The sequence below is a fragment of the Frondihabitans cladoniiphilus genome (assembly GCF_039544345.1).
Taxonomy (GTDB): domain Bacteria; phylum Actinomycetota; class Actinomycetes; order Actinomycetales; family Microbacteriaceae; genus Frondihabitans; species Frondihabitans cladoniiphilus.
This window is the reverse complement of record NZ_BAABLM010000002.1, coordinates 630,490-650,041: the sequence shown is the minus strand read 5'-3', so window position 1 is coordinate 650,041 and position 19,552 is coordinate 630,490. Positions and strand designations below refer to the sequence as shown.

At 69.6% G+C, this 19,552-nt stretch carries 19 protein-coding genes and 1 tRNA gene; 8 read left to right on the top strand and 12 right to left on the bottom strand.

Annotation, left to right across the window (positions count from 1 at the left end; translation table 11 throughout):
* Positions 1–4: 4 nt before the first annotated feature.
* The 4 genes from ABEA39_RS08105 to ABEA39_RS08090 all read right to left on the bottom strand — a co-directional run bounded on the left by ABEA39_RS08105 (position 5) and on the right by ABEA39_RS08090 (position 5,057).
* The gene (locus tag ABEA39_RS08105) at positions 5–2,707 is read right to left on the bottom strand and encodes an alpha/beta fold hydrolase (protein WP_345375239.1); all 2,703 of its coding nucleotides are present in this window, start codon (positions 2,705–2,707) and stop codon (positions 5–7) included.
* The gene (locus ABEA39_RS08100; protein ID WP_345375237.1) at positions 2,704–3,726 is read right to left on the bottom strand and encodes a 3-oxoacyl-ACP synthase III; all 1,023 of its coding nucleotides are present in this window, start codon (positions 3,724–3,726) and stop codon (positions 2,704–2,706) included. The genes ABEA39_RS08105 and ABEA39_RS08100 overlap by 4 nt, the downstream gene beginning before the upstream one ends.
* A gap of 201 nt (positions 3,727–3,927) precedes the next feature.
* Entirely contained in the window at positions 3,928–4,866 is a 939-nt protein-coding gene (locus ABEA39_RS08095) for a M15 family metallopeptidase (protein WP_345375234.1), read from the bottom strand.
* Between the two features lie 115 nt (positions 4,867–4,981).
* Positions 4,982–5,057: transfer RNA gene (locus tag ABEA39_RS08090), tRNA-Thr, on the bottom strand.
* 108 nt (positions 5,058–5,165) lie between these two features.
* Here ABEA39_RS08090 and ABEA39_RS08085 point away from each other — a divergent pair.
* Positions 5,166–5,351: a hypothetical protein gene (locus ABEA39_RS08085; protein ID WP_345375232.1), complete on the top strand. Its 186-nt coding sequence runs from the start codon at positions 5,166–5,168 to the stop codon at positions 5,349–5,351.
* A 71-nt stretch (positions 5,352–5,422) separates the two neighbouring features.
* Here the strand turns inward: ABEA39_RS08085 and ABEA39_RS08080 are convergent, their stop codons facing one another.
* A complete protein-coding gene (locus tag ABEA39_RS08080) occupies positions 5,423–5,971 on the bottom strand; it encodes a nitroreductase family protein (protein WP_345375230.1) in 549 nt (182 codons plus the stop codon).
* A gap of 2 nt (positions 5,972–5,973) precedes the next feature.
* Positions 5,974–6,375, bottom strand: a complete 402-nt coding sequence (gene msrB, locus ABEA39_RS08075; protein WP_345375228.1) for a peptide-methionine (R)-S-oxide reductase MsrB — start codon at positions 6,373–6,375, stop codon at positions 5,974–5,976.
* Between the two features lie 121 nt (positions 6,376–6,496).
* On the opposite strand from msrB, the gene ABEA39_RS08070 reads away from it, so the two are divergent.
* The 5 genes from ABEA39_RS08070 to groL all read left to right on the top strand — a co-directional run bounded on the left by ABEA39_RS08070 (position 6,497) and on the right by groL (position 10,662).
* Complete coding sequence (locus ABEA39_RS08070; RefSeq protein ID WP_345375226.1) at positions 6,497–7,462, top strand: DUF2332 domain-containing protein; 966 nt, start codon at positions 6,497–6,499, stop codon at positions 7,460–7,462.
* A 68-nt stretch (positions 7,463–7,530) separates the two neighbouring features.
* The gene (locus ABEA39_RS08065; RefSeq protein WP_345375224.1) at positions 7,531–7,803 is read left to right on the top strand and encodes a DUF3263 domain-containing protein; all 273 of its coding nucleotides are present in this window, start codon (positions 7,531–7,533) and stop codon (positions 7,801–7,803) included.
* Between the two features lie 47 nt (positions 7,804–7,850).
* Positions 7,851–8,444, top strand: coding sequence for a LytR C-terminal domain-containing protein (locus tag ABEA39_RS08060; protein ID WP_345375222.1), 594 nt, complete (start codon positions 7,851–7,853; stop codon positions 8,442–8,444).
* 191 nt (positions 8,445–8,635) lie between these two features.
* Positions 8,636–8,839 (top strand): cold-shock protein, encoded by a 204-nt coding sequence (locus tag ABEA39_RS08055; RefSeq protein ID WP_345375220.1) that lies wholly within the window; start codon positions 8,636–8,638, stop codon positions 8,837–8,839.
* A gap of 203 nt (positions 8,840–9,042) precedes the next feature.
* Positions 9,043–10,662 carry a chaperonin GroEL gene (gene groL / locus ABEA39_RS08050; protein WP_345375218.1) on the top strand — a complete coding sequence of 540 codons (1,620 nt, stop codon included), beginning with the start codon at positions 9,043–9,045 and terminating at the stop codon, positions 10,660–10,662.
* A gap of 200 nt (positions 10,663–10,862) precedes the next feature.
* Here groL and ABEA39_RS08045 read toward each other — a convergent pair whose 3' ends face one another.
* The 5 genes from ABEA39_RS08045 to ABEA39_RS08025 all read right to left on the bottom strand — a co-directional run bounded on the left by ABEA39_RS08045 (position 10,863) and on the right by ABEA39_RS08025 (position 17,366).
* Complete coding sequence (locus ABEA39_RS08045; RefSeq protein WP_345375215.1) at positions 10,863–12,557, bottom strand: sensor histidine kinase; 1,695 nt, start codon at positions 12,555–12,557, stop codon at positions 10,863–10,865.
* A 56-nt stretch (positions 12,558–12,613) separates the two neighbouring features.
* Positions 12,614–13,306, bottom strand: coding sequence for a response regulator transcription factor (locus tag ABEA39_RS08040; protein ID WP_345375213.1), 693 nt, complete (start codon positions 13,304–13,306; stop codon positions 12,614–12,616).
* Between the two features lie 132 nt (positions 13,307–13,438).
* The gene (locus tag ABEA39_RS08035; RefSeq protein WP_345375210.1) at positions 13,439–15,073 is read right to left on the bottom strand and encodes a DNA repair helicase XPB; all 1,635 of its coding nucleotides are present in this window, start codon (positions 15,071–15,073) and stop codon (positions 13,439–13,441) included.
* Between the two features lie 73 nt (positions 15,074–15,146).
* A complete protein-coding gene (locus ABEA39_RS08030) occupies positions 15,147–17,030 on the bottom strand; it encodes a helicase-associated domain-containing protein (RefSeq protein WP_345375207.1) in 1,884 nt (627 codons plus the stop codon).
* 51 nt (positions 17,031–17,081) lie between these two features.
* The gene (locus ABEA39_RS08025; protein WP_345375205.1) at positions 17,082–17,366 is read right to left on the bottom strand and encodes a hypothetical protein; all 285 of its coding nucleotides are present in this window, start codon (positions 17,364–17,366) and stop codon (positions 17,082–17,084) included.
* A 75-nt stretch (positions 17,367–17,441) separates the two neighbouring features.
* On the opposite strand from ABEA39_RS08025, the gene ABEA39_RS08020 reads away from it, so the two are divergent.
* Both ABEA39_RS08020 and ABEA39_RS08015 read left to right on the top strand, forming a co-directional pair.
* A complete protein-coding gene (locus ABEA39_RS08020) occupies positions 17,442–17,819 on the top strand; it encodes a cold-shock protein (protein ID WP_345375202.1) in 378 nt (125 codons plus the stop codon).
* Positions 17,812–18,348, top strand: a complete 537-nt coding sequence (locus ABEA39_RS08015; protein ID WP_345375200.1) for a DUF3027 domain-containing protein — start codon at positions 17,812–17,814, stop codon at positions 18,346–18,348. Before ABEA39_RS08020 ends, ABEA39_RS08015 begins: the two co-directional genes overlap by 8 nt.
* Positions 18,349–18,418: 70 nt before the next feature.
* Here the strand turns inward: ABEA39_RS08015 and serC are convergent, their stop codons facing one another.
* Positions 18,419–19,537, bottom strand: a complete 1,119-nt coding sequence (serC, locus tag ABEA39_RS08010) for a phosphoserine transaminase (RefSeq protein ID WP_345375198.1) — start codon at positions 19,535–19,537, stop codon at positions 18,419–18,421.
* Between the last annotated feature and the right edge of the window lie 15 nt (positions 19,538–19,552).

The following is a 19,552-nucleotide window of genomic DNA, read 5'->3' as shown; positions in this document are numbered from 1 at the left end:
AGTCTCACTTCGGTTCGGTGAGCTTCGCGCCGGCCAGGACGCCCTCGGCCCAGGCGCCGAGGCCCGTGCGGTCGATCTTCGAGTTGTGCCGCACGTCGGTGGGCAGCGTGGGCACGAGGAACACCGCGGCCAGCGGCACTCCGGCGATCGCGCGCACCTCACGGGCGAGGCCCGAGTCGGCCAGGCGGACGGCGCGTGCCGGCGGGTAGGTCTCGACGACGGCGACCACTTGCTGGGTCCCGGTCGGGCCGGTGCCGACCACGGCGGCACGCGCGACGCGGGGGTGCGCCTCGATGCGCTGCTCGGGCGCGACCGGGGTCACCGCCCCCTCGGCCGTGGTGATCACGTGAGGCAGACGCCCCTCGATCCAGAGTCGCCCCTCGGAGTCGAGGTGGCCCACGTCGCCGGTGCGATGCCAGCGTTCGCCCGAGGGCGCTCCACGGCGGGCGGCCCGGTCGGTCAGCCAGAGCTGGTCGTAGTGGTCTTCGACGTGAGGCGCCGAGACGACCACCTCGCCTGTCACGTCGGGCGTCGAGTCGAAATCGTGGGATGCACGCCCGCCGCCGTCGAGGGCTGCGATCCGGATGCGGACCCCCGCCGCCGGCCGACCCACGCAGACTCCGTTCGCGCCGCCGGTCGGCGTTCCCGCCTGTGCTCCTGCCTTCGCCTCCGCCTCGCGGATGCCCTCGAGCGTGATGTCGGTGAGCAGCAGCCCCTCCGTCATGCCGTACGGAGTGTGGGCCGACGCGTTCGGCATGAGGAGGGTCGCCTCGGCAAGGAGTTCGGGTGAGACCGGGGCGCCGGCGGAGAGGAACGTGTCGACCCGCTCGAGGGCGACCCGGTGCGTCTCGTTCAGGGCGCCGGACGTGGCGACCACGTTCGTCAGGGCCGCAGGAGAGAGGAACACGACGGTGGCGTCCACTTCGGCAGCGGCGTCGGCCACGGCCGTGGCGGTGAGCGTGCGGGGTGCCGTGACGTCCATGTCGGGCGTGACGGACCGAGCGCCGAGGGCGGGGCCGAGCAGCGCGAAGGGGGCGAAGCCCGCCACGAGTCCCGTGTCGGGGCCCACGTCGTACGTGCTCGCGAGGACCTCGACGACGGCGGCCAGCTGCCCGTGCGTGTACGAGACGCCCTTGGCCGGACCGGTCGAGCCGGAGGTGAACAGGATGGCCGCCTCGGTCTCGGGCCCGGGGACGTCAGGAAGAGCGGCCGTGCCGGCGGCGGCTCCGAGGGACGCGAGCTCGGGCAGCGAGTGCTCGACGTGCAGCGCACGTCGAAGCGGCGCGGCGAGAGCCTCGGTCGAGATCCGGCGGCCCGGCCACCCCAGGGCGCGGGCGGCCGACAGGCCGGGAAGGGCTCCGATCACGTGGTCCGGCCAGGCTCCTCGGACGGCGCGGGTCAGACCGCGGACACCGAGCCCGGCATCGGCGACGACGACGACGGCGCCGATGCGGAGGCAGGCGTAGAGGACGGCGGTGAGGTCGACCCCCGGCTGGACCAGGAGGGAGACCCGGTCGCCCCTCGCCACCCCGATCTGCGACAACCCGGCGGCGAGGTCGGAGACGCGCTCGGAGAGACGCCGCCAACTGACGACTCGGGGGCGCTCGCCGGGGGTGCGGGACATCTCGACAAGAGCCGTCTCGTCGCTGCCGCGGCGGGCGTCGAGCCAGCGCCAGAGCGACGTCGAGGTCTCCGTCGGCGCGGCGCGGCGGGCATCCCCCGTTTCGGGTTCCGCCTCGGCGGGGGCGGCGACCCGGTCGTCGAGCCAGGTAAGGGCCGCCGCGGCGTAGTCGACGTCTTCGGCGATCAGGTGGCCGGCGCCCTCGAAGCGGTGGACGTCGGCCTGCGGCAGGCGCGAGCGGAGGTCGTCCAGGTAGCGGTCGCTGAAGATCGGGTCGCGCGGGCCCCAGAGCATGAGGGCCGGAACCTCGAGCCGGGCGATCGCGGAGGCGACCCGGCGCCGCTCGGCCTCGCTGACGTGCGCCGCGTCGACCGGGATGTCGCCGACGAAGGCGCCGATGCCCCCTCGGCGAGAGGCCCCGCGGTAGGGTGCCCGATAGGCGTCCTTCACGAGTGGCGAGAGCGGGGGATGCGCGAGCCCCAGCGTCGTCTCGAGGAATCCCGTCGTCGACACCGTCGCCGGCCCGAGCACTCCCTTGCCGAGAGCGAGTCGCAGCGGCGCGGGGATCTTCGAGTCGGACGGCTGCTCGACCGCGGTGTTGAGCAGCATGACTCCGGCGACCTGCGCGCGGTGGTCGACGGCCCAGCCGAGCGAGATGATTCCACCCCAGTCGTGGCCGAACGTGACGACGGGGCCTTCGAGAGCGAGCCCATCGGTCAGATCGGCCAGGTCGCCGATGCGGAGGGTGAGGTCGCGTTCGACGCCCGTGCGTTCCGAGAAGCCCATGTCGAGCTGGTCGACGGCGACGACCCGCCAGGCCGTGCCGCCGGCCAGCGCCTGCTCGGTGGCCTTCGAGACGAACGAACGCCACAGGTACGACCAGGTGGGGTTGCCGTGGACGCAGAGGACGGTGCCGGCGGGTGTGACGCCGGCGGCGTCGAGCGCGGCCTGATTGTCGAGCAGGTGCCAGGTGCGGTCGGCCGCCGTGACGAGGCGGGAGAACGCGGGGTCGAGGCCCGGCAGGCCGGCCGGAGGGAACTTCGCCGGTTGAACGGCTCGAGCCGCTCGCGGCAGGCGCGAGGTCACCAGGCGATCTCGGTCATGGCCGTGTTGATGCCGGAGCCAACGCCCATGAGGAGGACGCGGTCGCCCTTCGAGAGCGTCTCCTTCTCGCCGGCCAGAGTGATCGGGATCGACGCCGATCCGACGTTGCCCAGCCGCGGGTACGTGAGGGGGACGAGATCGCGGTCGAGCTCGGCGGACTTGACGAAGTCGGCGGTGTGGATGTCCGACACCTGGTGCATGACGTAGCGGTCCATTCCGGCCCAGTCCCACTCCTTCTTGGCGTCGGTCCAGGCCTGCACGACGAGCTCCATGCCGTGCTTGAGCAGCCCCTTGGCGTCGGTGAACATGCCGTCGATGGTGCCGACGCAGAGGTCGTTGTACTGGCTCGCCGAGCGCGTGATGCCCCCGACGATGCGGTGGCCCTCGGGATGCGCGTCCGCTCGCCCCAGGACGGCCGCGGCCGCTCCTGATCCGAGCGTGAGGCTGGCGAACTCGCTCATGAAGTCGCGGCGGGCGATGTTCCCGTTGAGGAGGCGTTCGACCGTGTTGTTCTGGACGTCGTCGAAGTCCTCGCCGTCGATGATGACGGCGTAGTCGACCTGACCGGCGTCGATCAGCGACGCGGCCAGGTTCATGCCGTTGACGAACCCGAGGCAGGCGTTCGCGATGTCGAAGTTGAGGGCCGCTGAACCCAGGCCGAGACCGTCGTGCAGGTGCACGGCGACGGAGGGCTCGAGGTTGCGACGAGTGATCGACGTGTTGATCAGCAGCCCGACCTGATCGGGGCGGATGCCGGCCTCGGCGAGGGCGCGCTTGCCGGCGTCGATGGCCGCCTTCTCGAAGGTCTGCCCGTCGCTCCAGTTGCGGCGTTCGATGACGCCCGCGACGCGCTGGAGGAGGCCCTTGGGCAGCTTCAGGCGTTTGAGGACGGGCTGGAGGCGACGATCGAGTTCATCGGAGGTGGTCACGCGGTCGGCCAGCGTGCTGGTCACCGACAAGAGCGCGACGTTCTTGTGCCTCGTCGTTGCATTTCCGTCCAACGGAACTCCCTATCGAGTTGTTCGGGCCCGAGGTGCGCTCGGACGTATTCCGGGCGCGTGAAAGCCCCCTCGAGTTTACGACCCCTTCATCTGGATGGTTGCCGGACGTCCCCCGGATATATGCCGACGGAAGAATATGCGGCGCCGCGGGGCGGCTCCGGGCGCGGGGGTCCGGCCGAGGGATGACGCGTGAAAGGGGTGTCAGCCGTTCGTGCGGTCCACGATCGAGGCCGCTCCGACGCGGAGGCCGTCCGGGGCGTACGGCAGGGCGAGGATGCCCGGTGTCGGGTCCGAGTCGGCTGCGGGTCGGAAGGCGTCGGCGTCCAGACCGGTGGTGACAGGGGGAGCGCTCTCGTCGGCGGCGCCCGTCGATGCGGTGGCCGGAGCGACGAAGATCGCCGACGGTGCAGTGGCGCCGCCGACGACGACGGCACCACCCGGGCCGGTGGCGACCGGCGTCGTGGACGCCGTGGTCGGATACGCGCTCGTGCCGGTGGGCGTGAACTCGAAGTGCCACGGCTCGCCGAAGTCATTGCCGACGGGATACCAGCCGAAGGCCGGACCGTTCGCGTCGACCCAGGCCTTCTCGGGGCTCGAGGCGATCTGCACGTTCGACCCGAGGTCCATGGCGAGAGCCCACCCGTGGACGGAGGTCCCGGGGACCGCCGCGATCGCGGCGCCGGCGTTCTGCGTCCAGTACTGGCCGTTCCACGAGATCGGGGTCGGGGTGGCCGAGACGGTGAAGCGCGACTGGAAGATCGCGGTCTGCGAGTCGAGGCTCCGGTAGCCCTCGACGACGGTGAGGGGCTCGTGGAAGGTCGCGGTGAACGCAGCGGCGAGGGCCGTGTAGGCCGTCGCGGCGTCGGGGCGGAGATAGCCGCCGGGGATGCTCGTCAGAGCGGTCAGGGGAATGGATCCGTTGCTGTAGCCGCCCCAGGCCTTGCTCGCGGAGCTGCCGGCCGAGGAGCTCGTCGCGCTGCTCGTGGTGGTCGCCGCTTCGGCGGTCGCCGTCGTCGACAGAGCCGCTGCGACGAGACCGGCGGCCACGAGCGCCGACGTCGCGGCGACGACGAGCCGGCGCGTCAGGGGCGAGCGGTCTCGGCGGGCGCGGCGGACGGCGGACGGGTGAAGCAGGGGCATGCGTCCAACCTCGCAGCAGACGGCCGCGGTGTCTGCTCCCCAAAGCGGGTCGCCCCTGCTTGGGTGACGGAACCAGGGGCCCTGTCGAGAGGGAGGCCGAGCGACCGGAAAGACGTGGGGCCGACTGCGGGACTTGAACCCGCAACCTGCTGTTTACAAGACAGCTGCGCTACCAATTGCGCCAAGTCGGCATGAAGCCCTGACAGTCTAAACGACAAGGCGCTCCCGTCGTCCGCGATGCGAGGTGCCGCCGGAAGGGCCTACTCTAGAGGGAGTCGCCGAACACCTGAGGAGTTCCCTTGTCGAAAATCATCATCGCCGTCCTGGCCATCGCGCTGTTCCTCTTCGGCATGTTCTGCTTCGGCCTGGCGTTCCAGGTCGCCGAGGCGTGGCGCTACCTGACCTTCCTCGGCGGCATCCTCGCCTGCACCGCGGCCCTCTTCATCCCCATGACCTTCATCGGGCGCAGCGACCGTTCCTGGTAAGCCGCCATCCCGCAGAGAAGAAGCCGCCCGGTCGCCCGGGCGGCTTCTTCGTGTTCAGGGGGAGAGAAGCGCTACAACGAGGTGACGAAGCGACGTGCATCCACCGGTTTGCGGGGTCTTCCGTCGTCGTCGCGGTCGGGCCTGCCACCGATGTAGAGCCAGCCGAGGAGGTTCTCGCCGGGGGCCAGCCGATGCGCCTCGGCGACCTCGGGCGAGCGGGTCCAGACGCCCGTGCGCCACATGACACCCCAACCGGCCTCGTCGAGAAGGAGGCTGAGCAGGTGGGCGACGCCGGATGCGACCGCCTCCTGCTCCCAGTAGGGCACCTTGCGGCTGTCGCGCGGAGAGACGACGACGGCGACCAGCAGCGGCGAACGGAGGGCCTTGCCGGCGAGCTTGTCGGCGGCGTCGCCCGTCGCTCCGCTCGCGGCCGCAATGGCGCGACCCACTGCGGCGCGGGAGTGGCCTCGGAACTCGATCAGGCGCCAGGGCTGCAGTTCACTGTGGTCGGCGACCGTGGCGGCCGCCGACACCAGTTCGAGGAACTGCTCGTCGGAGGGCGCCTCGTCGGTCACCTTCGAGCGTGACCGACGACGGCGCGCGGCCTCGAGAGCCGTCATGCCTACTCGCCCGGCGTGAACTCGAGCGAAAGGCTGTTCATGCAGTAGCGGTCGCCGGTCGGCGTGCCGAAGCCGTCGTCGAACACGTGGCCGAGGTGCGAGCCGCAGTTCGCACAGCGGACCTCGGTACGCACCATGCCCAGCGACTTGTCTTCGATCAGCTCGACAGCCTCGGGGCGGACGGACTCGTAGAACGAGGGCCAGCCGCAGTTGGAGTCGAACTTGGTGCCGCTCTTGAAGAGTTCGTTGCCGCAGGCCGCACAGGTGTAGACGCCGGCGCGGCTCTCGTCGAGCAGCTCGCCCGTCCACGGACGCTCGGTCGCGGCCTGGCGCAGCACGGCGAACTCTTCGGGGCTCAGTTCCTCGCGCCACTCGGCGTCGGTCTTCTGGATCTTGTAGTCCACGAGTTCTCCTTCGTTCGGGGTCGGCGCCGTCACCGGCGCCCGTTCATTCAACACTGTGGAGGCCGGGCGCATTCCGTGAGTCACCCGCGTGCCGGCCGCGAGCGGACCGTATGCTCGCGGCATGGACACGGCCCAGCGCTTCGCCGAATTCGCCGACGTCGCGGAGCGTTCCGGTTCCTCTCTCTATGCGGCGTGGGCGCGCGGTGTCGCAAGCGACGCCGACCTCGTCGCCCTGATCGATCGCGCGCGAGCATCACAGCGGCAGCCCGTCCTCGTGTTCGCGGTCAGTCGTCTCCTCGGATCGGGCCTCGGGCCGTTCCCCTCTCTCCGGACCTGGCTGCTGGCGCACGCCGACCGATTCGTCCACGAACTCGACCGGCGCTCGACCCAGACCAACGACGTCCGGCGGGTGGCTCCGGTCGCCGCGGCCCTCACGCGGATCGAGGCGCCGGTCGCCCTCCTCGAGGTCGGCGCCTCCGCGGGGCTCTGCCTCTACCCCGACCGCTACGCCGTCACGGTCGACGGACCCTCGGGCTCCGTCGTCCTCGGAGACGCGCGGTCGGCGGTCCGAGTCCGAGCCGTGAGCCGGGGGATGCTCGTGCCGACGTCCGCCCGACTGCCCGAGATCCGCTTCCGCGCCGGCCTCGACCTCTCTCCGCTCGACGTCCGCGACGACGCCGACCTCCTCTGGCTCGAGACCCTCCTCTGGCCGGGGCAGGACGAGCGGGTGGCGCTGCTGCGAGCAGCCGCACGCATCGCGGCCGCGGAGCCGACGGAGGTGCGGGAGGGGGACGCCGTGGGCGGGCTCTCCGAGATGGTGGGGCTCGTGCATCCCACGCTCACGCCGGTGGTGGTCTCGACAGGCAGCCTCGTGTACCTGCCGGGGGAGCGGCGGCAGGCCTTCGTCGACGAGATCGCGCGGCTCGGGGTGCGGTGGATCTCGTACGAGAAGTCAGGGTCGCTCGGCGGGATCGACGCCACTCTGCCGGCTGCGGCTCGAGAGCGGCAGCACTTCGCGACCCTCGCCCTGGACGGACGCGCCATCGCGACGGGGGATGCCCACGGCACGGTTCTCGAGGCGGTCTGAGTCCGTCGCGCCTCCGCAGCCTTCGCCGGGTGCGGCCCTAGGATGACGGAAACCGAAGGGCAGGGCCGATGCAGGACGAGCACGTGGGTGGACTCACCGAGCGCGATCGCCGCATCCTCGACTTCGAGCAGAGCGCACCCGTCGGTGCTGCGCCGAAAGAAGCGGCGATCCGCCGCGAACTCGGGCTCAGCGCGCCCCGGTATCAGCAACTGCTCGGCTCTCTCATAGAACGACCCGCTGCACTGGCCTACGCGCCGATGCTCGTCGGGAGACTGCTGCGCCTGCGCGACTCCCGGGCCGCCGCGCGAACGACTCGCACCTTCGGGCCCTCGGCCCGCTGACCTCGAGGGCTCCGGCCCACCGACCCACGGAAGACCTGAATCCGCCCATGGCCCACTTCGCTCCCGATCGTTTCGACGGCGTCCCCGACTCGCTGCTGCGCGTCGGCGCCCACCGCGCGGGCGGCCGCCGGCACCACGGGCTCATCGTGTTCGCCTGGGCCGCCCTCGCCTGCGGGATCCTCGTCGGCGCCGGCTACGGCGTCCTCCTCGCCACCGACGCGAGCTTCCAGTTCAACGGCTCGAGCGCTGCCGGCGGCTCGACCGCCAGTGCCTCGGCGACCGGGTCCGCCACCGGTTCGGCCACCCCCACCCCCACGGTCACGCCGACGCCGACGCCCACTCCGGCGACGCCCGGGTCGGTGCCGGCCTCGACGACGATCTCGGTGCTGAACTCGACCACCACTCGGGGGCTCGCCGCGACGGCGGGGACGAAGCTGAAGACCGCCGGCTGGAAGGTCGGCAACGAGGGCAACGCGACGAAGGCACTGACGCAGTCGGTCGTCTACTACACCGCCGGCGAGGGCAACGAGTCGATCGCCCTGGGCGTCGCCAAGTCGCTCGGCATCGCCACGGTGCAGGTGAGCACGGAGTTCCCGGGGGCCACCGTCACCGTCGTGCTCGGCAGCGATTTCTCGGGCTGATCGACACCTGCGTGACGCTCACGTTACGGCCGTATTAAGAACCGCTCCATATCGTTCGTTCGCGACGATTTTTTACTCGCGGGGTACAGTTCTCGCTCCCTGTTTTCACTACTATCTGGTTTCACCAGGGCAGGATCCTGGGCACCACCGGGGCAGGTAGCAGCTGCCGAAACACCAGCAGGGAGTACGACATGGCCAACGGAACCGTCAAGTGGTTCAACGCTGAAAAGGGCTACGGTTTCATCACCGTCGAGGGGGGCGGACAAGACGTCTTCGTCCACTACTCGGCCATCGACATGACGGGGTACAAGGTCCTCGAAGAGGGCCAGGCCGTCACGTTCGAGGTCGGGACGGGCAACAAGGGGCCGCAGGCCGAGGGCGTTCGCCTCGCCTGACCCGCACGGGGCTGCACGGCGTGCCGTGCATCCCCCGTCTCCTCCTTCGGGACGCCGCTCACCTTCGTGAGCGGCGTTCTTCGTGCGGCTTGCACTCGACCCTGCAGAGTGCCAGAATCAATTGGCACTCACGTGTAGTGAGTGCCAAAGCTCTTGCAGGGGTTCATCCGCCCCACGACGTCCGGGAGGGACGAAAAACACACATGGCTAAGATCATTGCTTTTGACGAAGAGGCCCGTCGTGGCCTCGAGCGTGGCCTCAACATTCTGGCCGACGCTGTAAAGGTCACCCTCGGCCCGCGTGGTCGCAACGTCGTTCTGGAGAAGAAGTGGGGCGCCCCCACGATCACCAACGACGGTGTGTCCATCGCCAAGGAGATCGAGCTCGACGACCCGTACGAGAAGATCGGCGCCGAGCTGGTCAAGGAGGTCGCCAAGAAGACGGACGACGTCGCCGGAGACGGCACGACCACCGCCACGGTGCTCGCCCAGGCCCTCGTTCGCGAGGGACTTCGCAACGTCGCCGCCGGCGCCGACCCGATCAGCCTCAAGCGCGGCATCGAGAAGGCCGTCGCGGCCGTCTCCGCGCAGCTGCTCGAGAACGCCAAGGAGATCGAGACCAAGGAAGAGATCGCGGCCACGGCCTCCATCTCCGCCGCCGACCCGACCATCGGCGCGCTCATCGCCGAGGCCATCGACAAGGTCGGCAAGGAGGGTGTCGTCACCGTCGAGGAGTCGAACACCTTCGGCACCGAGCTCGAGCTCACCGAGGGCATGCGCTTCGACAAGGGCTACCTGTCGCAGTACTTCGTGACCGACCCCGAGCGCCAGGAAGCCGTCTTCGAAGACGCCTACATCCTGATCGTCAACTCGAAGATCTCGAACATCAAAGACCTGCTGCCGATCGTCGACAAGGTGATCCAGTCGGGCAAGCAGCTCCTGATCATCGCCGAGGACGTCGACGGTGAGGCTCTCGCGACCCTCGTCGTCAACAAGATCCGCGGCATCTTCAAGTCGGTCGCCGTCAAGGCCCCCGGCTTCGGAGACCGTCGCAAGGCTCAGCTCCAGGACATCGCCATCCTCACCGGTGGTCAGGTCATCGCCGAGGAGGTCGGACTCAAGCTCGAGAACGCCACCCTCGACCTCCTGGGCCGTGCTCGCAAGGTCGTCATCACCAAGGACGAGACCACCATCGTCGAAGGTGCCGGAGACAAGGAGCAGATCGAGGGCCGCGTTCGTCAGATCCGCGCCGAGATCGAGAACACCGACTCCGACTACGACCGCGAGAAGCTCCAGGAGCGTCTCGCGAAGCTGGCCGGTGGCGTCGCCGTCATCAAGGCCGGCGCTGCGACCGAGGTCGAGCTCAAAGAGCGCAAGCACCGCATCGAGGACGCCGTCCGCAACGCGAAGGCTGCCGTCGAAGAGGGCATCGTCGCCGGTGGTGGCGTTGCTCTGATCCAGGCCGGCAAGATGGTGCTCGACACCCTCGAACTGACCGGTGACGAGGCCACGGGCGCCAACATCGTCCGTGTCGCCATCGACGCTCCGCTCAAGCAGATCGCCTTCAACGCGGGCATGGAGCCCGGCGTCGTCGCCGACAAGGTGCGCAACCTCGCCGTCGGCTGGGGCCTCAACGCCGCGACCGGCGAGTACGTCGACATGCTGGCCGCCGGCATCATCGACCCCGCCAAGGTCACGCGTTCGGCTCTGCAGAACGCCGCCTCGATCGCCGGCCTCTTCCTCACCACCGAGGTCGTCGTCGCCGACAAGCCCGAGAAGAACCCGGTTCCGGCCGGCGACCCCACGGGTGGCATGGACTTCTAGTCCGCTGGTTCCACCGCAGTACCGCCTCAGGCGCTGCCGCTTCACCGCTCAGGCCGGTTCCCCCTCGGGGGAGCCGGCCTTTGCCGTTGTGCGGGGGTGCGTGCTGGCCGAAAACACCTGCTGTCGGCATGAACACCGCGCCTAGGGTGGGTGTTCGTGCCGACGGTGGGTGTTTAGGCGGGGACGCGGACGCCGGCGAGCTACGAAGCGGCGGAGGGCGAGACGGGGCGCGCCTGCGCGAGCTGCTCGGGCAGCAGGGGGAACGCGACGCGGAAGGTGGCGCCTCCACCCGGGGTGTCGAACACGTCGACCTCACCCTTGTGGGCCGCGACGATACCCGACACGATGGCCAGCCCGAGGCCGCTGCCGCCGGTGTCGCGCGTGCGCGAGGAGTCGGCGCGCCAGAAGCGTTGGAAGATCTTCTCGCGGATCTGCGGGGGGATGCCCTCGCCGTGGTCGATCACGTCGATGGTGGCCATGCCGCGGCCCGGGTCGGCCTGCACGGCGAGCTCGATGGGCGCGTCGTGCTCGGTGAAGCGCATGGCGTTGCCCATGAGGTTGGTGACGACCTGACGGATCTTGTTCTCCTCGCCGAGGACGATCGGGCTGATGGCGCTCTCGACGACGGGGTCGAGCTGAGGCCGGGCCGCCGCGGTGTCCGACCCGGGCTCGACGACGGCGCGTGCTCGTCGGCTGCGGAGGCGGGCGAGTGTCGCACCGGCGAAGGCGATGGGGCCGGTGACGTTCGCGGCGCTCGCCCCCGCGGGGTTCAGGGGTGCCGGAACCTCGTACTCCTCGGTGGAATCGGCGCCGGGCTCGACGGGCTCGCGCACGAGCACCCGGATCTCACGGTCGGTGTTCGAGGCCATCGTGTCGAGAGCGGAGTCGCGGGCGATCGTGACCAGGTCGACCGGGCCGAGCTCGAGCGGCTTGGACTCGTCGAGGCGCGCCAGCTGGAGGAGGTCTTGCACCAGTCCGCCCATGCGGATGGCCTCTTTCTCGATGCGTTCCATCGCCTGGGCCACGTCTTCTTCTTTGGTGAGCGCCCCCATCCGGTACAGCTCCGCGTAGCCCCGCAACGACACGAGCGGCGTGCGCAGCTCATGGCTTGCGTCGCCGACGAACCGGCGCATCTGGTCGATCGTCTTGGCGCGGTCGTCGAAGGCGTTGTCGATTCGGCTCAGCATGATGTTGAGGCTGCGGTTGAGACGTCCGACCTCGGTGTTCGGAGTCGTCGAATCGAGACGCTGGCTGAAATCGCCGTCGGCGAAGCGTGCGGCCGTGTCTTCCACGTCGCGGAGAGGGGCGAAGGTCGACGTGACGAGGAGCCGGGTGATCGCCGCGCCGAGCACGATGACGGAGAGGCCGAAGCCCAGGAAGATGTACACGAATCGAGCGATCGTGTTGCTGGTCGCCGCCAGATTGGTGCCCGTTACGACGGTCACGTACACCGCCGGACTGGCGCTGGATAGGCGCCGCTCGGCGGCCACGAGGCGCCATTGCTGGGTGTGGTCGTCGTTGAACTCGCTGAAGGCGGAGGTGTGCTTCGCCGCCTCCGTAGCGGTGAACCCATTGACGTCGGGGCCCGATCCGGAGGTGAGGTCGCGCGAGTTGTCGCACACGAGCGTGCCGTCGCTGGACAGGACGGCGACGTAACTTGCCGATGCCACTCCAAAGGTCTGGGGGCAGTAGGTGCTCGAAATCTGCGACAGGGTGATGCTTCGGGCGGCACTCGTCAGGTTGTTGTCGACCTGGTTCATCAGGTAGGTGCTCAGCACGGTCATGGTGCCGAGCCCGGCGACGAGCAGCCCGAGGGTCACCAGACACACCGTGATGCCGGTGATCTTGGTGCGGATCGAGATCTCATTCCACCACCGCGAGAAGCGCGTGTGCATAAGCCTCTACGGTAGCGAAGGAGTCTGGAAGTCGGGCATCGGAATGCCGACGGGGTTCAGACCTTGGCGGCCTTGAGCATGTAGCCGAAGCCGCGCTTCGTCTGGATGATCGGCTCGGCCGAGAACTGGTCGAGCTTGCGGCGGAGGTACGAGATGTAGCTCTCGACGATGCCGGCGTCTCCGTTGAAGTCGTACTCCCAGACGTGGTCGAGGATCTGCGCCTTCGACAGCACGCGGTTCGGGTTGAGCATGAGGTAGCGGAGGAGCTTGAACTCGGTCGGGCTGAGCTCGATGGCCGTGTCGCCGATGGTGACCTCGTGGGTGTCTTGATCCATCGTGAGCTCGCCGGTGCGGATGATGGCGTCTTCGTCTTCGTTCATCGTGCGGCGCAGGATCGCCTTGATGCGCGCCACGATCTCGTCGAGGCTGAACGGCTTGGTGACGTAGTCGTCGCCGCCGACGGTGAGGCCCGTGATCTTGTCCTCGGTGTCGTCCTTCGCCGTGAGGAAGAGGATCGGCGAGGTGTAGCCGGAGGAGCGGAGGCGCTTGGTGACGCCGAAGCCGTTCATGTCCGGCAGCATCACGTCGAGGATGATGAGGTCGGGCTCTTCTTCGAGGACCGCGGAGATGGCCTGAGCGCCGTTGCCGACCGCTCGGACGGCGAATCCGGCGAAGCGGAGGCTCGTCGTGAGAAGGTCGCGGATGTTGGGCTCGTCATCGACGATAAGGATCTTGGGGCCATCGCTCATGACTCAAGTATCTGCGCGCGGTCTAAGCGTTTCCTGTGAGGGGCGCGTTAGCAGGCTGGTCGTTGGTGGTATAGGTTATGCGGCACCTGTTGCTGAACGCACTGGCGCCGTCCCGTGAGGCGGACACTGCCGCTAGGCGGCGAGGGCGATCGAGTCGAGGATCGTGTAGCTGTAGCCCTGCTCGGCGAGGAACCGCTGGCGGTTCTGGGCGAAGTCCTGATCGACCGTGTCGCGGCTGACGAGCGTGTAGAACGAAGCCGGGAGGCCGGACTTCTTCGGGCGGAGCAGTCGGCCGAGGCGCTGCGCCTCCTCCTGCCGGGACCCGTACGAACCGGAGACCTGGATGGCGACCGTGGCCTCCGGCAGATCGACGGAGAAGTTCGCGACCTTCGAGACGACGAGCACCTTGACCTCGCCGTCGCGGAAGGCCTGGAACAGGCGCTGTCGCTCCTCGACGGGAGTGGCGCCGGTCAGTTTCGGGGCGCCGAGGGACTTGGCGAGCTCGTCGATCTGGTCGAGGTACTGGCCGATGACGAGGATCTGCTCACCGTCGTGCTTGGCCACGAGCTGATGCACCACGTCCAACTTGATGGGAGCGGTGGCGGCGAGGCGGTAGCGCTCGTCGTCTGCCGATGCGGCGTACTCGAGCCGTGCATCCTGCGGGAGATCCACCCGGACCTCGTAGCAGCTGGCCGGCGAGATGAAGCCCTGCGCCTCGATCTCCTTCCAGGGAGCGTCGAAGCGCTTCGGCCCGATCAGGCTGAAGACGTCGGCCTCGCGGCCGTCCTCGCGGACGAGCGTCGCGGTCAGGCCGAGTCGACGGCGGGCCTGGAGCTCGGCGGTGAGCTTGAAGACCGGCGCCGGGAGGAGGTGCACCTCGTCGTAGACGACGAGGCCCCAGTCGAGCGCGTCGAGGAGCGAGAGGTGCGTGTACTTGCCGGCCCGGCGCGCCGTGAGGATCTGGTAGGTGGCGATGGTGACAGGCTTGACCTCTTTGACCGAGCCGGAGTATTCGCCGATCTCGTCCTCGGTGAGGGTGGTGCGCTTGAGAAGCTCGTCGCGCCACTGACGGGCCGACACGGTGTTGGTGACGAGGATGAGCGTGGTGGTCTTCGCCTGGGCCATCGCTCCGGCTCCGACGAGGGTCTTGCCGGCGCCGCAGGGCAGGACGACCACGCCCGAGCCGCCCGAGAAGAAGTTGTCGACGGCTTCCTGCTGGTAGCCGCGCAGAGCCCACTCGCTGGTGTCGAGAGCGATCTCGTGGGGCGTGCCGGGGGTGTAGCCCGCATTGTCTTCGGCGGGCCAGCCCAGCTTGATCAGCTGCTGCTTGACCTCGCCACGAGCCCACTCGGCGAGCTCGTAGACGTCGTCGCTCCGCTTGCCGACCAGGAGTTCGGCGATCTTCTTGTTGCGGGCCACCTCGCGGAGGACGGCGGTGTCGGTGCCGCGGAGGAGGAGCTGGGTGCCGTCTCGCTCGACGACGATGCGGCCGTAGCGGGCGACGGTCTCGCCGATGTCGACGGTGACGCTCTGCGGGACAGGGAACTTGGAGTACTTCTCGAGCGTGCCGAGCATGTCTTCGGCGGTGTGGCCCGCGGCGCGCGCATTCCAGAGACCGAGCCGCGTGATGCGGTACGTGTGCACGTGCTCGGGAGCCCGCTCGAGCTCGGCGAACACCGAGAGGTCGTGTCGCGCGTCCTCGGCGTCGGGGTGCGCGACTTCGAGGAGGACGGTGCGATCACTCTGGACGATCAGGGGTCCGTTCACAAAGGGCGAGTCTATGCGTCCGACCTGTGGGCTGATCAGGCGACCCCGGGGATCCCCCGGCCCTCGGGGTGGGTCAGGCCTCGGGACCCGCGACAGCCACGATGCTCGACAGCGGCAGGGTGCGCTCGATGTCGGACTTGCGGTCGCGCCCGCGGACGCGTCCGCCGCCGACGCCGGTGGGTTCCATCGAGAGGGTGCTCGTGGAGCCGTCGGACTGCGCCACGGTGAGCTGCACGGTGATCCGGGCTTTGACGGCGGCGTCGAGCTGGCGGATGATCCAGGCGCGCTCGGTGTCTTCGGCGGAGTCTCCGGCCGAGGACGACAGACGGGCCACGAGGTCGTGGATCGGGTTGCCGGGGGGCGCCACGGTGGAGCGTCGGACCTTGCGGCGGATCGGCGATCGCAGGGGAGCCGCGGCCGCGTCTTCGAGGACCACGGGGTACCGCTCGTCGGTGAGGGCCCAGTAGAGGGTCTCGGCGTCGTACCGGCAGAGCAGTCGGTGGTCGCCGTCGCGCCGGAGCCCGAGGGGAGCGAGTGCCTGATCGGCCTCGAGTGCGTCGACGAGCGAGGGGTCGTCGCTGCGGACCTGGCTGACGGCCCCGAACGTACGGGCCGCCTCGCTGAGGCCGGCGCTGTCGCTGCCGGGGACGACGGAGGCCACGCGGAACCGGCCGTGGCGCGCGGCGGTCTCGGTGAGGAGGTAGCCGAGGGGCTGGGGGATGCCCGTCGAGGAGATCGACTCGAGGAACTCGCGCAACGAGGCCTCGGTCTCGCCCGAGCTCAGCGCCTGCTGGATTCCCGCCTCGCTGATGCGGTACGTGGCGGCGAGCCCCGCGCTCTCGACCTCGGCGATGGTGCGAAGGCGGCCGTCGAGGGACGGGGCGAGCGGCCCCGGAGCGACCACGGTCAGGTCGTGCTGCAGGTAGACCTGATCGATCGGCTGCGGCATGAGCGCGCCCACGAGCGATCGAGCGGCGGAGACGCCCTCGCGGAGCAGCGCCACTGCCACCGAGGTCGGGCGCCCACCCGAGGTGAGGCCGAAGAGCTCGGCCGACCGGGCGAAGGCGTCGAGGCGCTCGGGGATCCATTGGCCACCGGCCGGGAACAGCCATTCGCTGAAAGTACGGAGCGGCGCACCCCACGACGTGTCGACCCGCTGGTCGAGCACGAGGAGGATCTCCCGCGGCAGCGACCCGAGCCAGGCGCCGACGAGAGAGGCCCAGCGCGACGACCATTCGGACTGCAGCCAGCCCTCGGCCTCGGCCGTGGGGATCCAGCCGTCCGGCCCGAGCTCGACGAGACCCGCGGATCGAGCGGCGCCGATCAGCGGAGCGACGTCGGCCACGTCGACCCGGGCGGCCTCGGAGAGTCGTCGGGTCTCGGGGAGGGCCAGGCCGCCCTTGGCGAGTTCGCGCGCCGGGGCCACAGCGACCGCGCGCAGCACCTCGGCCAGTTCGATCACGATGGCGTAGAGACGCTCGGCACTGCGGGCGTCGAGGGTGGCGGGATCGAGGTCGTCGACGGATTCGAGGACGACGGGCGGCCGGGTGCCGGCGAGGGCCTCGACCGTGAGGTCGGGGTTCTCGTCGAGGACGATCGAGACCGGGTCGAGCGACGCCACTCGTCCGTCCGGCTGGACGACCACGAGGAAGAGGGAGGCGAGTCGCGAGGCAGCCGCGTCGACCTGGTCGACGCTCACCTCGAACTGCGGGTCGACGTCGGAGAGGAGGTCGCTCGGCGGGCGAGGCGTTCGAGAGGCCTGGAGGACGAGGAGCGCCGTGCGGTCGAGGCGGGTCAGGGCCTCGCGGACCGACGACGGTTCGAGCAGCGCATCGGCCAGGTCGAAGGCGTCGTGCACCGTGGTCGGGCGCGCCAGGTGGCGCTCGCCGAGACGGGCCTCGAGGATACTCGGATCGAGTCCGCGCAAGGACCCCGCGAGATCGAGCGAGCTAGCCACGGGACTCCTTCGTCTCGGGTGGGTGGATCACGGCGACGTGCGTGAACCGGATCAGCGGGAGGCCTCTTTGTTGTCGCGAGAGCGTCGGACGACACTCGTCACGAGGTAGGCGATGATCAGCAGGATGCCGATCGGGAAGGCCAGGATCGGCAGGAAGGTGATGGTGGGCCAGATGCCGGTCGTGTGGTCCTTCACGTCGAACGCCAAGGCGGCGACGATGGTGATGATGACGCAGACGAAGCCGAGGCCCACGACCGAGACCGCTGCGTAGCCGACGGCGCGCTCGATTCGACGGATGCCCTCGGGGCGCTGTCGGGTCACGGTCTGCTTCGGCACGGACACCAGCGTAGTCGGGGCGGCCGGGCCCTGCGGCCCGTATGCTTGGGAGGCCCCGAATACCTAGGAGTTCGCATGCCCACCGGCAAGGTCAAGTTCTACGACGACGAGAAAGGCTTCGGCTTCATCTCCGGCGATGACGGCCAAGAGGTCTTCCTGCATGCGTCGGCCCTGCCCTCCGGCACGACCGGCGTGAAGGCCGGCACCCGCCTCGAATTCGGCATCGCCGACGGCAAGAAGGGTGCCCAGGCGTTGTCCGTCCGGGTGCTCGAAGCGGCTCCCAGCATGGTCGAGCGCTCGCGCCGTTCCGCAGAAGACATGGCCGTCATCGTCGAAGACCTCGTCAAGATGCTCGACGGCGTCGGCAACCGCCTGCGTCGCGGTCGCTACCCCGAGAACGGCGCGCAGGTCGCCGCCGTCCTGCGCAAGATCGCGGACCAGCTCGATGCCTGAGGCCACCGACTCCTCTCTGTACGAGTTGGCGCGCTCGGCGCTGCTCGAGATCACTCGCGACGACACGCTCGGCGAGCCGCGCGACATCGTCACGGCGGAAGACGGCACGAAGACGGTCCGTTTCGAGAACACCCTGCCCGGCTACCCGGGCTGGCTGTGGACGGTCGGTGTCGCGCAGGTCGAGGGCGAAGAGCCCACCGTGCTCGAGACCGAGCTGCTGCCGGGCGAGACCTCCCTGCTGGCGCCCGACTGGGTGCCGTGGGAGGAGCGGCTGGCCGAGTACGAGGCCGCGCAGGAGCACCACGACGGCGCGGAGGACGACTCCGAGGGCGACGACGACTCCGACGACGACGACTCGGACGACGATGACGACGACGACCTCGACGACGACGACGATTCGGACGACGTCGACGACGACTCGGACGAGTACGCCGACGTCAGCGAAGAGGACATCCTCGACGACTCGGACGACGAGCAGCTCGACGTCGATGCCGCGGGCGAGGAGCCTGAGGCGCCCCACCGCGACTAGCGAGCCGATCGCACGACGAAGCCCCGAGCATCCCCTGCTCGGGGCTTCGTCTTTTCTGCGCCGGTACGGGCTACGCGGAGAGGGCCTCGACGACGAACTCGATCGAGCGGATCAGCTGGCGGACGTCGGCCGGCTCGATGGCCGTGAACGTCGCGATGCGGAGCTGGTTGCGGCCGAGCTTGCGGTAGGGCTCGGTGTCGACGATGCCGTTGGCCCGCAGGACCTTTGCCACGGCGGCGGCGTCGACGGTCTCGGCGAAGTCGATCGTGGCGACGACCTGCGAGCGGTGCGTCGGGTCGACGACGAACGGCGTGGCGTACTCCGAGGCGGTGGCCCAGTCGTAGAGGGCGCTCGACGACTCCATGGTGCGAGCGGAGGCCCACGAGAGCCCGCCGTTCTCGAGCATCCAGTTCGTCTGGTCTTCCATCAAGAGAAGCGTCGCGAGGGCCGGCGTGTTGAGGGTCTGGTTGAGACGCGAGTTGTCGACGGCGTTCTTCAGGCTCAGGAACTCGGGGATGTAGCGGTCGCTCGAGGCGATCCGCTCGACGCGCTCGAGGGCGGCGGGGGAGAAGAGCGCGAACCACAGGCCGCCGTCGGAGGCGAAGTTCTTCTGCGGGGCGAAGTAGTACACGTCGGTCTCGGTCGGGTCGAACAGGGCCCCGCCGGCGGCGCTGGTCGCGTCGATGACGGTCAGTGCGCCGTCGTCGCCGTGCGCGCGGGCGACCGGGGCCATGACGCCGGTGGAGGTCTCGTTGTGCGGCCAGGCGTAGACGTCGACGCCCTCGACGACCTCGACCTCGGCGAGCGAGCCGCCGTCGGCCGTGATGACGTGAGGCTTCTCGAGCCAGGGGGCTCCCGCGGCCTTGGCGAACTTCGAGCCGAACTCGCCGAACGAGAGGTTCTCGGCGCGCTTCTCGATGAGGCCGAACGACGCGGCGTCCCAGAACGCGGTCGAGCCGCCGTCGCCGAGAACGATCTCGTAGCCCTCGGGCGCCTGGAAGAGCTCGGTCAGCCCGGTGCGGACGCGGCCGACGAGGTCTTTCACCGGCGCCTGGCGGTGGGAGGTGCCGAGGATCGTGGCACCCGCCGTGACGAGGTGCTCGAGCTGGGCGCCGCGGATCTTGGAGGGGCCGCAGCCGAAGCGTCCGTCGGTGGGGAGGAGGTCCTGGGGGATCGTGATGTCGGCCATGCGATCGATGCTATC